Below are 13,923 nucleotides of genomic sequence, written 5' to 3' on the forward strand. Positions count from 1 at the left end.
GCGAGCGTGTCGGTCATGCCCCGCCCTAATCACACCGCGCGGCGACGGCAATCGCCCCGCGCGGGCGCCCGCCCCTCCGATTACCGCCACACCCGCTTGATTTTTCCCGGCTCCTTCCCGCGCGACCGCGCCGCGCGCGCCTAGGAAAGGCGGAGAGGTCCGGCATGAGAGAGGGAGGACGGATGAGCGACGGGAAACTGTCGCGGCGGTGCCGGTTGCTGCTGCTGGCGGCGCTGGTCACGGCGAGCTGGGCGGCGCTGGCGTCCTCGGTCGCGCTGGTGCTCGGGCTGCTTCGCTGAGCGCGAGTGACCGAGCTGAACCAAAGCGGGAGAATTTCAAGAATGCGGCAGTGCGACTCGCTTTTAGCAGCGCCCTCGCGGACGTAATCTGCGCGGACAACATCGGGAGGGGATGATGATGAACGGCATGATGTCGACGCGTCGGCGTTACTCGGTGCTCGCGACGCTGACCGCGGCGAGCTGGGCCACGGTCGCCGTGGCGGCCGAGCTGGTGCTGCAGTTGGCGCGCTGAGCCGCGCCGTGGACGGGTCGGCGCGGTACCCGGGGGGGGCGCCGCGCCGACCGACCTTCGATCAGTTGCTGTCGCTGTTGTCGTCCCCGCCATTGTCGGCGACGAGCAGCACGATGCCGGTCAGCGCGGCGAGGATGCCGATGCTGATCAGCGTGGTGGTCGGCACCGCGGCGCCGATCCGGCTGGCGTCGGCGCTGCCGCTGGCGGCGCGCGCCGAATGCGCGACCGAGAGCGAGGACGCCGGGTTGGCGGCGGGCGCGGCGACCGCGGCGGCGGGCAGCGCGAGCATCGCGGCGACGCCCGCGACGAGGTTGATGAGACGCGACATGTGGTGATCTCCCTGACGGCGCCACCTCTGCGCGCGGCGCGTGCCGTCCCCTAGAACAGGCTGATGTTGCAGTCATTTGACAATTGCGGCGGGCGATGAGTCAATCCTCCCCGGCACGGGGAGGGGGACCGCCGAGCGCAGCGCGGTGGTGGAGGGGGCTCTCCTCGCGGGGCACCGTCGGTTGCAGGGGCCTGCCCCGCGTTGCGCTCGCGGAAGCCCCCCTCCACCACCGCTTCGCGGCGGTCCCCTCCCCGCCATGCGGGGAGGATGGCCTCTACCGGATCGCCGCGCCCAGCACCGCGCGCGTGCCGCGGTGCGCGGCGTCATAGTCGAGCGCTGCGTCGAGGCTCTGCGCCATCGCGCGGATCAGCCGCGAGCCCACGCCGGTGCCTTTCGGTCCGTCGGTGCCGATGCCGATCCCGTCATCCTCCACCACGAGGCGGAAGCGCAGCTCGCCGTCGCGCGCCAGTGCCACGCGCACCTCGCCGTCGCCCGCGGGATAAGCGTATTTGCAGGCGTTGCTCACCAGCTCGGTGACGATCACGCCGAGCGACACCGCGCGGTCGGTCGGCAGCCGCAGCGACTCGGCGGCGAGCGACAGCCGGCGCGGCGCCTCGCTGGTCGACCAGGTCGCGCCCAGCTCCTCGATCAGCTGGGCGAGATACTCGCGCATCTCGACGTGCTCGACGTCGTCGCCGGTGTAGAGCCGGCGGTGGACCTGCGCGATCGCGCTGATGCGGCGCTGCGTGTCCTCCAGCGCGGCGCGCGCGCCCGCGTCCTCCAGCGCGCTCGACTGCATCCGCACCATCGCCGAGACGAGCTGGAGCGAGTTGGCGACGCGGTGGTTCACCTCCGCCAGCAGCGCCTCCAGCCGCGCGTTGCTGGCGCGCAGCTCGGCCTCGGCGCGTGTCTTGAGCGACTCCACCTCGGCGCGCGCGAGCACCTGGCGGAAGGTGGCGTCGAGCAGGTCGAAGAAGTCGTCGCCCGGCGTCTTCACCACATAGTCGGCCGCGCCCGCGCGCAGCGCCGCAACCGCGACGCGGGTCTCCTCCGAGCCGCTGACATAGACCACCGCGGGCGGGATGGGCAGCGCGCGCAGCCGCTCGAGCGTCTCGAGCCCGTCGATCCCGGGCATGTAATGGTCGACCGCGACCAGGTCGAACGGCTCGGCCGCGGCCGCCGCCACGCCGGCCTCGCCGCCGTCGGCGGTGGTGACATGATAGCCGCGCCGCTCGAGCGCGCGACCGACGAGACGGCGGATGCCGGCGTCGTCGTCGACGTAGAGGATGCGGGTCACCGCGGGGGCGCTCACGGCGGGCTCAGTTCGCCCCGTCTATGTCGGGCACCTGGATCACCGACAGGAACAGCCCGAGCTGGCGGATCGCCTGGGCGAAGCTCTCATAGTTCACCGGCTTGGTGATGTAGACGTTGGCGCCGAGATCGTAGCAGCGCTGGATCTCGCGCGAGTCGTCGGTGGTGGTCAGCACCACCACGGGGGTGCGCTTGACCGGGCCGTCGTCGTTCTTGATCCGCGCCAGGATGTCCGTCCCGCTCATGTCGGGCAGGTTGAGGTCGAGCAGCACCAGCGCGGGGCCGTTGCGCGCCGGGCCGACGGGATCGTCGAAGATATAGGCCAGCGCGCTGGTGCCGTCGGTGAAGTGACGGATCTCGTTGAGGATGCCGGCGCGCCGGATGTTCTTCTCGATGAGGCGCGCGTGGCCCTCGTCGTCCTCGATCATGACGATGCCGACCGACTGATGCGCGTTCATTCGCTTTTACCCTGTGATTGCAACGTCAACGGTAGTGATAGCGTGAAGGTCGCGCCCTGTCCCAGGTTGGACTCGACGCTGATCGTACCGCCCAGTCGGAAGACCAGCGCGCGCACCGTGGCGAGCCCGATCCCCTCGCCCGGCCTGTCCTGCGCGCCCGATCGGCGGAACAGGTCGAACACGCGCGCGTGGTCGCGCGGGTCGATGCCGCGCCCGTTGTCGACGACCGCGTAGACCACCCGCTGCGCCTCGCGGCGCCCGCTCACCGCGATCCGGCCGGGCACGCCGGGGCGCAGGTATTTCACCGCATTCTCGATCAGGTTGGAGAAGACCTGGTCGAGCGAGAAGCGGTCGCTGATCACCTCGGGCAGCTCCCCCGCCACCTCCAGCGTCGCGTCGGCGTCGGCGAGCCGATGCGTCAGCGTGTCACGGATCTGGCCGATCAGCTGGCCCATGTCGATCCGCTCGGGCGCGAGCTGGCGCCGGCCCTGCCGCGAGAGCTGGAGGATGGCGTTGATCAGCCGGTCCATCTTCTGCGTCGAGGCGCGGATGAAGCCGATCGCCTCGGGCAGGTCCTCGCGCGCCGACAGCCGCGCCTCCTCGGTCAGCAGCCGCGGCGCCTCGGCCTCGACCGAGTCGACCAGCGCGCCGAGCTGCCCGGTCGCCGCCTCCAGCTCGGCGGTGAAGCCCATCACGTTGACCAGCGGCGAGCGCAGGTCGTGGCTGACGATATAGGCGAAGCGCTGGATCTCCTCGTTGGCGCGGGTGAGATCCTCGGTGCGCTCGGCCACCATCTCCTCCAGGCTGTCGGCCAGCGCCTGGGTCGCGTCGCGCGAGCGCGCCAGGTCACGCGTGTACGCCAGCACCGTCAGCAGCGCGACCACCGCCAGCGCGCCGAGCAGCACCGCGGCCAGCACCAGCACCGCGTAGAAGGCGCGCTCGTTGTCGCGCAGCTCGCGGTCGCGGATCGCGAGCAGGCGACGCTCCTCGCGCGCCATGCGATCCATCAGGAAGCGGACCGCGCGCATGCTGCTCGCCTCGGTGTCGGCGCGGAAGCCGGCGAGGGCGGCGCGCTGGTCACCGCGGTCGAGCAGCGCGATCGTCGCGGTGCGGCGCTGCGCCAGCGCGGCGAGCTGGAGCCGCAGCCCCGCGATCAGCTCGCGCTGGCGCGGGTTGTCCGCGGTGAGCGCGGACAGCGCGGCCAGTCTGCCCGGCAGCTCGCGCGCGGCGCGGTGATAGCCCGCGCGATAGGCCGCGGTGGCGGGGGCGAGCAGCGCGCCGCGCCGCGTCGCCTCGGCCTCCTCGATCACGCGGCGCAGCTCGAGCACCGCTTTCTCCACCTCATAGGTGTGGACCACCGCGCGGGTATGGACCTGGTTCTGCCGCGTCACCCAGGCGGCGCCCCCGCCCGCCGCGAGCAGCGCGAGGAAGCCCGGCACCAGCAGCGCGGTCAGCCGCGGCGCGATCTTGCCCTCGGGCGGCAGCAGGAACTTGGGGGTGGCCACGGCGTCGCGGTTAGCGCGCGCGGGGCACTTACACCAGCCGCGACGCGCGCCGCCTCACCCCTCTCCGGCGCCCGCCGAGACGGGAATGGCGATCGTACAATGCGCGCCGTCCGGCCCGAGCGTCAGCGCGGTGCGCGCGCCGAGCTGATAGGGCAGCGCCTGCTCGATCAGCTCGCGCCCCTGCCCCCCGCCCCTTACCCCGCCCCCGGGTCCGCCACCGCCCGCGCCGCCTGTGTCCTCGGGCATCGCCACGCCGTGCTCGCGCCAGTCGATATGGAGCCAGGGCCGCGCGCCCGGTCCGGCCGGTTCGAGCCGCCACGTCACCGACAGCCGGCCGTCGGGCTGGCCGAGCGCGCCGTATTTCACCGCGTTGGTGGCGAGCTCGTGCAGCGCCATCGCCAGCGTCTGCACCGTCGACGAGCGCAGCCGCACCCCCGCGGGCCCGTCGAGCGTGGCGCGCTCGGTGCCGCCCATCGCCGCCAGCTCGGTGCGCAGCAGGTCGTCGAAGGTGACGCGGTCGACGTCGGTGAGCCGCGACAGCAGCGCCTGCACGCGCGCCAGCGCGTCGAGCCGGTCGGTGAAGCGCGCGCGAAAGTCGGCGATGTCGGCGCTGGTCCGCGCCATGTTGTCCGCGATCGAGCGCACCACGCCCATCAGGTTGCGCGTGCGATGCTGCAGCTCGGCGATCAGCACCGCCTGACGCTCCTCCCACTCGCGCCGGTCGGTGGTGTCGACCATCGCGCCGACCATCCGCGTCGCGACGTCGGCATCGTAGAAGAAGCGGCCGCGCGCGTCATGCCAGCGCACCGCGCCGTCGGGGCGGACGATGCGGAACTCGCGGTTGAACTCGGTGCGCTGCTCCATCGCGGCGTAGAGCGCGGCCTCGGTCGCCGCGCGGTCGTCGGGATGGAGCCGCTCGCACCACAGGTCCAGGCTCGGCTCGACCGCGCCGACGGCATAGCCCTCCATGCGGTAATGCTCGTCGGACCAGTGCAGCTCGCCGGTGCGGACGTTCCAGTCCCACAGCCCGAGCCGGCCGACCTCGACCGCGCTGCGCAGTCGCTCCTCGCTGCGCCGCACCGCCTCGGCCGCCTGACGCGTATCGGTGATGTCCTCGCCGATGCCGCCGATCAGCGTCACCGCACCGCCGCCGTCGCGGATCGGGAAAGCGGTGTCGCGGATCCAGCGCGTCGCGCCGTCGACCGGGCGGCGGATGCGATAGTCGAAGCCGACATGCTCGCCGCCGCGCACGCGCGCCATCGCCGCCTCGGCCAGCGCGCGGTCCTCGGGATGGACGAGGTCGAGCCAGCGGCGCATCTCGTCCCCGGCGATGGCGCGGTCGCGGCTCAGCCCATAGACGGTCTCGAACGCTGGCGTGAGATATTCCCAGCGCAGCGTCACCGCGTCGCGGATCCACAGCACGTCGTGCGAGGCCTCGCCGAACTGGCGCAGGCGCTCCTCGCTCTGCCGCACCTTGTCCTGCGCGGCGGCGTCGCGCAGCCGCAGCACCTCCTCCTGCGCGCGCTTCCACGCGCCGATATCCTTGGTGGTGGTGGCGACGCCGTCGTCGAGCTTGACCACGGTCTGGAGGAACCAGCTGTCGAACTGCTCGTGGACATAGTGGCGCTCGTCCTGGCGCGGCTCGCCCGTCTCGGTCACGTGCTTGAAGGTGGCGAAGATGCCCTCGTCCAGCACGCCGGGATTGCGCTCGAGCAGGCTCTGCCCGCGCACCTCGCCGTAGCGGCTCGCCGAGGTGTGGTTGTTGAGCAGCCAGCGGAAGTCGACGATCTCACCGTCGGCGTCGCGCACCGCCTCGAACACCTGGATCATGTCGGTGGAGGCGTCCATCGTCGCGCGGAGCAGGTCGCGCCCGCGCGCCAGCTCGGCGACCCGCTGGCGCACCGCCAGCGCGCTCGCCGCGAACTGCGCGAGGCTGGCGAGCAGCCGCGCGTCCTCCTGGTCGAACGCGCGATCGCCCTCGTGCGCGACCAGCCACACGGTGCCGGCGGCGCGGCCGCCGCGGTGGAACGGCACGAGCAGCAGCTCACGCACGCCGGGCTCGAGCGGTGGTCCGGCGAAGATCGTGTCGGGCCGCTCGAACAGCAGCGCGGAGTCGCGCGCGATCGCGACGCCGCACGGGCTGGCGTCGAGCGGCATCGTGCCGCCGCGATAGCGCGCCCAGCCGCCCGACAGCGCGTCCCAGCGGAAGCCGTGCGGCTCGCGCAGGCTGACCCCGGCCGAGCCGGCGACTCGATGCGCGACGATCAGGTCGGTCAGCCGCTGAAGCAGGTCGGCGGGACGGTCGGCGAGGTCGCGCGCCAGCGTCGAGAGGATCGCCGCCTCGGTGGCGTGATCGGGCGCGCGCGCCGGGCGAGCCACGAGCGCGTCCGCCGCCGCTGCCCCGCCCGATCCGCTGCCCGATCCGCCGTGCATCGCATCCCCTTCTCGATCGCGCGACGCTACACCGTCCCCGGGGTCGGCGGCAACGCACGCGACGGTGGCGTGGGCCGCGGCTTAGCCCTACATCTGGCGGCATGCGCAGACACATCCTCGCCGTGCTCGGCCTCCTCGTCCTCGCCGCGATCGGCATCTTCGCCTATCTCGCCTGGCCCGACGCCGCGCGGCTCGACCTCGCCGCGGTGAGCGGCGCGCGGCCGACGATCACGCCGCCGCGCGAGCAGATGCTGCCCACGGTCAAGACCGCCGACCCGATCGGCTGGAAGGCGGGCGAGACGCCGACCCCCGCGGCCGGGCTGCGCGTCGCCGCCTTCGCCACCGGGCTGGACCACCCGCGCTGGCTCTACCGCCTGCCCAACGGCGACGTGCTGGTGGCGGAGACCAACTCGCCGCCGCGCGAGGGCGGCGGGATCCAGGGTTGGGTGATGCGCCACCTGCTCGGCAAGGTCGGCGCGGGCGGCGCCTCCGCCAACCGCATCACGCTGCTGCGCGACGCCGACGGCGACGGCCGCGCCGAGACGCGCACCGCCTTCATGACCGGGCTCAACTCGCCCTCCGGCATGGCGCTGCTCGACGGTCAGCTCTACGTCGCCAACACCGACTCGCTGGTGCGCGTGCCCTACACCGAGGGCGCCACCAGCATCGCCGCCAAGCCCGAGCTGGTCGTGAAGCTGCCGGGTGGCGCCAACCACTGGGCGCGCAACGTCATCCCCGCCGAGGACGGGCGCACGCTGTACGTCTCGGTGGGCTCGGCCTCGAACGTCGCCGAGGGCGGGCTGGCACGCGAGAAGTTCCGCGCCGCGATCCTCCAGGTCTATCCCAGGGAGAAGACCTTCCGGGTCTTCGCCACCGGGCTGCGCAACCCCAACGGCATGGCGCTGGTGCCCGGCACCAACCGGCTGTGGACCGTGGTGAACGAGCGCGACATGCTCGGCTCCGACCTCGTCCCCGACTATCTCACCGCGGTGGAGCTCGGCGACAATTTCGGCTGGCCCTGGTATTATTGGGGCGGCTACGTGGACACGCGCGTGGAGCCGCGGAACCTCGAGCTGCAGCAATATGTGAAGCGCCCCGATTATGCGCTGGGGCCGCACGTCGCCGCGCTGGGGCTGAGCTTCGCGGGCGACGCCAAGCTGGGCGGGCAGTTCGCCCGCGGCGCCTTCGTCGGCGAGCACGGCTCGTGGAACCGCAAGCCGCTGTCGGGCTACAAGCTGGTGTTCGTGCCCTTCGACGCGGCGGGCTGGCCGGTGAAGGGCGCCAAGCCGGTCGACGTGCTCACCGGGTTCGTCACCCCCGAGGGCGACGCGCACGGCCGCCCCGTCGGCGTGATCACCGACCGCGCCGGCGCCTTGCTGGTGGCGGACGACGTCGGCGACGCGATCTGGCGGGTCACGCCGGCGCGCTGACCCGCGCCGCGCGCCGCCCGCGCTATAATGAGCCTGGGCGGAGCGCGGAGCGAGCGATGCTGTGGACGATCGTCGTCATCCTGGTGATCCTGTGGCTGCTGGGGTTCAGCTTCCATCTCACCCACGGGCTGATCCACCTGCTGCTGGTGATCGCGCTGATCGTCGGGCTGGTGCAGCTGTTCACCGGACGGCGCTGACGCATGCCGCGGCGGCGCTGTAACGAAATGTTGCCGGGGCGCGGAACAGGCGCGCGGTGGCGATTGTTTTCTTCCTGTAGCTCAGGAGGATAGCTCGATGTTGTGGACAATCGCCGTCATTCTTCTGGTGCTGTGGCTGCTCGGCTTCAGCCTGCACGTCGCCGGCGGGCTGATCCATATCCTGCTGGTGATCGCGATCATCGTCGGGCTGGTGCAGCTGTTCAGCGGGCGTCGGGTATAAGGGACGCCGCGCGCATCAACGCGGCGCGGGCCGAGTGACGCCCGACGCGGGCTCCTACTCGGGGGCGCGCGCCGCCTTTGGGTGACTTGGCGTCACGGCGCTCCCACGGGTGCAGGAGCCCCGGGCCAGGGCGCGGCATGCGCGATCTCAGAGGCTGATCCATCTGGTGAGAGCCAGCACGGTGCTCCTGCGGACGGAGGAGCCTAGAGTCGCGGGCGTCACGCCTGCCGCGCTCGGCTCCGGCGTTCGCCGGAGCACGGGTCGATCGAGGTGGATCGGACGCTAGGCCCCGACGTTCGCCCGAGCACCCGCCGACGGCGGCGAACCGTGCTCAGCCCACCCGCACCCACAGGGCGGTGGCATCGTCGCTGCGCTTGAAGCGCGGGTAGCGTCGGCACGCCGCATCCTCCCGCTCGATCGCGCGCAGTTCCTCCGCCAGCGCCGCCAACCCCCGCGCGCGCACCGCCGCCATCAGTCCCGTTCCCTCATAGGCCGCGTAGCTGTCGACCAGCGCGGCGAAGCCGTCGCTCATCAGCAGCAGCGTGTCACCCGCCGCCGTCCCTACCGTCGCGTGGTCGGTCGCGGCCGCCGACACCGCCGCGTCGACGCCGAGCACGCGTCGCCCCGGCCGCTCGCGTGCGGCGCGACGGTCGGCGATCACCGCGGGCGTGCGCGCGCCGCCGAGCGCCTCGCCCAGTGCCGCCGCCTCGGCGCTCTCCGCGGCGCGGTCGGGCGCTGGCGTGAGCCAGTCGACCCCGCCGCCGGCACGTTCGCGCAGGATCGCGCAGTCGCCCGCCCAGGCGAGCTGAAGCGACTCACCGACGAGCTGGACCGCGGCGAAGGAGGCGCTCGGCAGCTCCCAGGCACCCGCGGGTTCGCGCCGCCGCTCCGCGGCGTATCGCTCCGCCACCCTCCCGAACACGCGCGCGCAGGTGGCGCGCAGGTCCGCGCCCTCGCCGGACCCGAAGGCGGCGTCGGCGGTCGCCGCCAGCCAGGCCGCGCCGCCGCGATCGCCCAGCAGCCCGGGCGGGGCGAGATCGGTGGCGCCGTCGATCACCCAGGCGCAGCGCGGGCCGGCGCCGGCGCGGTCGTCGTTGGGCGCGGCGGTGTCGCCGCACAGGCTGAGCGACTGGAGCAGGTCGAGGTGCATGGCCCCGCCCCTAGCCGCCCCGCGCGGCTCAGTCGACGAAGAGCAGCGCGGGCGCCTCGATCAATCCCTTCAGCGCCTGGACGAAGCTGGCGGCGTCATGGCCGTCGACCACGCGGTGATCGCAGCTGATCGAGAGATTCATCAGCTTGGCCCGGCGGATGGCATCGCCGCGCCCGGCCTCCTCGGGGGCCACGAAGACGGGGCGCTCGACGATCTTGTTCGGCCCGATGATCGCCACCTCGGGTCGGTTGATCACCGGCGTGGTCGCGATGCCGCCGAGCGGCCCCAGCGAGGTGAGCGTGATCGTGCCGTTGCCGAGCTCGTCGGGGCGCAGCTTGCCCGCGCGCGCGGCGGTGGCGAGTCGCGCGATCTCGGTGGCGAGCTGCCAGACGTTGCGGTCCTGCGCGTCGCGGAGCACCGGCACGGTGAGCCCGGCGTCGGTCTGCGCCGCCATGCCGAGGTGGACGCGGCCGTGGCGGGTCACCACGCCCGCCTCGTCGTCGTAGCGCGCGTTGAGCATCGGGAAGTCGGGCAGGATGCGGCACAGCGCCACGATCAGGAGCGGGAGCAAGGTCAGCTTGGACCGCTCGCCGCGGCGCGCGTTGAGCTGCGCGCGCAGCGCCTCCAGCGCGGTGACCTCGATCTCCTCGACATAGGTGAAATGCGGGATGTGGCGCTTGGAGGCGGCCATGTTCTCGGCGATGCGGCGGCGCATGCCGATGACTCGGATCGGCTCGTCGGCGCGCGCGCGGCTGGCGTGCGGCGCGTGATAGCCCTCACCGGCGCCGTAGCGGAGGAAGGCGTCGAGGTCGGCGTGGCGGACGCGGTCGCCCTCGGCGACGCGGACCCGCGCGAGGTCGACGCCGAGGTCCCGGGCGCGGGCGCGGACGGCGGGGGAGGCGAGGATGGGTCGAGCAACATCCTCCCCGGCACGGGGAGGGGGACCGTCAGCCGCAGGCTGATGGTGGAGGGGGCTATCCGCAGGCGGGGCGGCTGTTGGAGTGGACTCCCCCGAGGTCACCACTTGCGGAGAGCCGCCTCCACCACCGGCTTCGCCGGCGTGCGAGCTTTGGCGTGCCCCCGGCACGCCAAGATCGTGTCCGCGGGACACGATCTCGCCCGCACGCCCCCTCCCCGTGCCGGGGAGGATCTGAGTTTCCTCCACTCCCGGATTCTCCGCCTCGAGCGTATCCTCCTCCACCGGCGGCGGGACCAACCCTTCCCCCTCGGTCTCGATCACCACCAGCGGCGCGCCGATCGAGACCTGGTCGCCGACCTCGCCGGCGCGCTCGACCACCACGCCCGCGACCGGGCTCTCCATCTCGACCGTGGCCTTGTCGGTCATCATGTCGGCGAGCTGCTGGTCCTCCTCGACGCGGTCGCCGACCTGGACGTGCCAGGCGACGATCTCCGCCTCGGAAATGCCCTCGCCGATGTCGGGCAGCTTGAAGGTGAAGCGAGCCATGTGCCGTTAGTCCTTGAGAATCTTCTTGAGCGCCTGGCCGATCCGCACGGGGCCGGGGAAATAGGCCCATTCGAGGCTGTGCGGATAGGGCGTGTCGAAGCCGGTGACCCGCTCGACCGGCGCCTCGAGGTGGTAGAAGCAGCGCTCCTGCACCAGCGCGGCGAGCTCGGCGCCGAAGCCGCCGGTGCGCGTCGCCTCGTGCACCACCATGCAGCGGCCGGTCTTCCTCACCGAGCGCTCGATCGCCGCGATGTCGAGCGGGACGAGCGTGCGCAGGTCGATGATCTCGGCGTCGATCCCGGTGTCCGCCACCACCTGCGCGCAGACGTGGACCATCGTGCCGTAGGCGAGCATCGTCACCGCCTCGCCCGCGCGCACCACCTTCGCCTCGCCGAGCGGGATCGTGTAATAGCCGCTCGGCACCTCGCCGCCGGGGTGCTTCGACCAGTTCTCGGCGGGGCGGTCCCAATGGCCGTTGAACGGGCCGTTGTAGATCCGCTTGGGCTCGAGGAAGAGCACCGGGTCGTTGTCCTCGATCGCCGCGATCAGCAGCCCCTTGGCGTCATAGGGGGTGGAGGGGATCACCGTCTTGATCCCCGAGACGTGGGTGAAGATGCCCTCGGGCGACTGCGAGTGGGTCTGGCCGCCGAAGATGCCGCCGCCATAGGGCGAGCGCACCGTGATCGGCGCGGTGAAGTCGCCGGCCGAGCGGTAGCGCAGCCGCGCCGCCTCCGAGACGAGCTGGTCGAGCGCGGGGTAGATATAGTCGGCGAACTGGATCTCGGGCACGGGGCGCAGGCCGTAGGCACCCATGCCGACCGCGACGCCGATGATCCCGCACTCGGTGATCGGCGTGTCGAACACGCGGGTCTTGCCGTATTTCTTCTGCAGCCCGGCGGTGGCGCGGAAGACGCCGCCGAAGAAGCCGACGTCCTCCCCCATCACGATCACGTCGGGGTCGCGCGCCATGGTCTCGTCCATCGCGGCGTTGATCGCCTGGATCATGTTCATGCGGGTGGTGGTGGGTTGGTCGATCACGTCGGTCATAGTCGTGTCCATCATTCCTCCCCGGCAAGGGGAGGGGGCGTACGGGCGAGATCGTGTCCCCCGGACACGATCTTGGCGTGCCGGGGGCACGACAAAGCCCGTACGCCACGCGTCAGCGTGGTGGTGGAGGGGGCTCCCCGCGGGCGACAGCGCCGGTGGAGAGCCCCCTCCACCAGCCTGCGGCTGGTCCCCTTCCCCGTGCCGGGGAGGATCTCGAAGGCCATCGTCACTTCCGCGCCCACGGCCGGCCGCTCGCCGCTTCCTCGTCGATCATCATCTGGCGCTGCTCGCGCAGGTGCCAGGGCATCTCCTCGAACACGCCGTCGAACAGCGAGTCGAGCGGCTGCGCCAGGCCGTGGCCGAGGATGCCGTTGGCCTCGGCCGCCTTCTGCGCGGCGCGGACCTCCTCGGCGACCGCGCGGTCCATCGCCTCCTGCCGCGCCTCGTCCCACTCGCCGAGCGCGACGAGATGGTCCTTGAGCCGCCGGATCGGGTCGCCCAGCGGCCAGGCGGTCGGCTCGCCCGCGGAGCGGTATTGCGAGGGATCGTCCGAGGTGGAGTGACCTTCGGCGCGATAGGTGAAATGCTCGATCAGCGTCGGCCCGACGTTGGTGCGCGCGCGCTCCGCCGCCCACAGCGTCGCGGCATACACCGCGAGCGGGTCGTTGCCGTCCACCCGCAGCCCCGCGATGCCATAGCCGATCGCGCGCGCCGCGAAGGTCGTCGCCTCCGCCCCGGCGAAGCCCGAGAAGCTCGAGATCGCCCATTGGTTGTTGACGACGTTGAAGATCACCGGCGCGCGATAGACGGTCGCGAAGGTCAGCGCGGAGTGGAAGTCGCCCTCCGCGGTGCTGCCCTCGCCGCACCAGGTCGCGGCGATGCGCGTGTCGCCCTTGGAGGCCGAGGCCATCGCCCAGCCCACCGCCTGGGGATATTGCGTGGTGAGGTTGCCCGAGATCGAGAAGAAGCCGAAGCGCTTCTCCGAGTACATGATCGGCAGCTGCTTGCCCTGCAGCTTGTCGCCGGTGTTCGAGTAGATCTGGTTCATCATGTCGACCAGCGGGCAGCCGCGCGCGATCAGCAGCCCCTGCTGGCGATAGGAGGGGAAGCACATGTCCTCGGCGTCGAGCGCATGCGCCGCCGCCACCGCCACCGCCTCCTCGCCGAGCGACTTCATGTAGAAGCTGGTCTTGCCCTGGCGCTGGGCGCGGAACATGCGCTCGTCGAAGGCGCGCACCGTCGCCATGTGGCGCAGCATGCGGCGCAGCGTGTCGGGGCTGAGCCGCGGGTTCCACGGCCCCACCGCCTGGTGCTGCTCGTCGAGCACGCGCACCATCGTATAGGCGAGGTCGGTGAAGTCGCGCGCCGGCGCGGCGGTGTCGGGGCGCGGCGCGGCGCCGGCGGGGGGCACCTCCAGGTCGCCGAAGTCGGCCGCGTCGCCGGGGCGGAAGCGCGGCTCGGGGACGTGCAACGACAGGGGCTTCAGGTTGCTGCGGGCGTCGCCCAAGGTCACTCTCCTGGCCCCCGGTTGGTCCGCAAGGCGTCGCGGCGGCTTGTAATTATATTTCAAGCGAAGCGGAAGCCCCCTGTTGAGGGGGCGGGGACGCGGCGGCCCCCTCGTCTCGGTGAATGCGACGCGAGCGCCCCACCGCGGCGTCACATGAACGCGTCTCAGGATCCACCGTGCCGCCTACTCAGCAGCCGGCGGCGCTCGCGGGTCAGCGGATACTGAGACGCGTTCAGGACGACGACGGAAGGCGACCGTGCGTCCGGAGCTCTCGGCACGCGGGGAGGACAGATGGACGCGATCCTCGTCGCCGCGCATAC

At 72.2% G+C, this 13,923-nt stretch carries 12 protein-coding genes; 3 read left to right on the top strand and 9 right to left on the bottom strand.

The genetic code is table 11. The annotated features are described in order from the left end of the window. Positions 1-592: 592 nt before the first annotated feature. The 5 genes from KZ813_RS16060 to KZ813_RS16080 form a co-directional block, all read right to left on the bottom strand. Positions 593-859 (bottom strand): hypothetical protein, encoded by a 267-nt coding sequence (locus tag KZ813_RS16060; RefSeq protein ID WP_219755998.1) that lies wholly within the window; start codon positions 857-859, stop codon positions 593-595. 274 nt (positions 860-1,133) lie between these two features. After that, on the bottom strand, positions 1,134-2,171 hold the full coding sequence (locus KZ813_RS16065; protein ID WP_219755999.1) for a sensor histidine kinase: 1,038 nt from the start codon (positions 2,169-2,171) through the stop codon (positions 1,134-1,136). Between the two features lie 7 nt (positions 2,172-2,178). Next, the gene (locus KZ813_RS16070) at positions 2,179-2,628 is read right to left on the bottom strand and encodes a response regulator (RefSeq protein ID WP_219756000.1); all 450 of its coding nucleotides are present in this window, start codon (positions 2,626-2,628) and stop codon (positions 2,179-2,181) included. Next, positions 2,625-4,133 carry a sensor histidine kinase gene (locus KZ813_RS16075; RefSeq protein ID WP_219756001.1) on the bottom strand — a complete coding sequence of 503 codons (1,509 nt, stop codon included), beginning with the start codon at positions 4,131-4,133 and terminating at the stop codon, positions 2,625-2,627. Before KZ813_RS16075 ends, KZ813_RS16070 begins: the two co-directional genes overlap by 4 nt. Positions 4,134-4,187: 54 nt before the next feature. Beyond that, positions 4,188-6,566 carry a PAS domain-containing protein gene (locus KZ813_RS16080; RefSeq protein ID WP_219756002.1) on the bottom strand — a complete coding sequence of 793 codons (2,379 nt, stop codon included), beginning with the start codon at positions 6,564-6,566 and terminating at the stop codon, positions 4,188-4,190. 101 nt (positions 6,567-6,667) lie between these two features. Here KZ813_RS16080 and KZ813_RS16085 point away from each other — a divergent pair, with 101 nt between their 5' ends. The 3 genes from KZ813_RS16085 (at position 6,668) to KZ813_RS16095 (ending at position 8,434) form a co-directional block, all read left to right on the top strand. Next, positions 6,668-7,996, top strand: coding sequence for a PQQ-dependent sugar dehydrogenase (locus tag KZ813_RS16085; protein WP_219756003.1), 1,329 nt, complete (start codon positions 6,668-6,670; stop codon positions 7,994-7,996). A gap of 56 nt (positions 7,997-8,052) precedes the next feature. Further along, positions 8,053-8,193: a lmo0937 family membrane protein gene (locus KZ813_RS16090; RefSeq protein WP_219756004.1), complete on the top strand. Its 141-nt coding sequence runs from the start codon at positions 8,053-8,055 to the stop codon at positions 8,191-8,193. A gap of 97 nt (positions 8,194-8,290) precedes the next feature. Beyond that, on the top strand, positions 8,291-8,434 hold the full coding sequence (locus KZ813_RS16095; protein ID WP_219747946.1) for a lmo0937 family membrane protein: 144 nt from the start codon (positions 8,291-8,293) through the stop codon (positions 8,432-8,434). 331 nt (positions 8,435-8,765) lie between these two features. Here the strand turns inward: KZ813_RS16095 and KZ813_RS16100 are convergent, their stop codons facing one another. The 4 genes from KZ813_RS16100 to KZ813_RS16115 form a co-directional block, all read right to left on the bottom strand. Continuing rightward, positions 8,766-9,584 (bottom strand): protein phosphatase 2C domain-containing protein, encoded by an 819-nt coding sequence (locus tag KZ813_RS16100; protein ID WP_219756005.1) that lies wholly within the window; start codon positions 9,582-9,584, stop codon positions 8,766-8,768. Between the two features lie 28 nt (positions 9,585-9,612). After that, a complete protein-coding gene (locus KZ813_RS16105; RefSeq protein ID WP_219756006.1) occupies positions 9,613-11,049 on the bottom strand; it encodes a dihydrolipoamide acetyltransferase family protein in 1,437 nt (478 codons plus the stop codon). A gap of 6 nt (positions 11,050-11,055) precedes the next feature. Then, the gene (locus KZ813_RS16110; protein WP_219756104.1) at positions 11,056-12,060 is read right to left on the bottom strand and encodes an alpha-ketoacid dehydrogenase subunit beta; all 1,005 of its coding nucleotides are present in this window, start codon (positions 12,058-12,060) and stop codon (positions 11,056-11,058) included. 262 nt (positions 12,061-12,322) lie between these two features. After that, complete coding sequence (locus tag KZ813_RS16115; RefSeq protein WP_258046874.1) at positions 12,323-13,603, bottom strand: 3-methyl-2-oxobutanoate dehydrogenase (2-methylpropanoyl-transferring) subunit alpha; 1,281 nt, start codon at positions 13,601-13,603, stop codon at positions 12,323-12,325. Positions 13,604-13,923: the final 320 nt, after the last annotated feature.

It is taken from the genome of Sphingomonas folli, from assembly GCF_019429525.1.
Lineage (GTDB): Bacteria > Pseudomonadota > Alphaproteobacteria > Sphingomonadales > Sphingomonadaceae > Sphingomonas > Sphingomonas folii.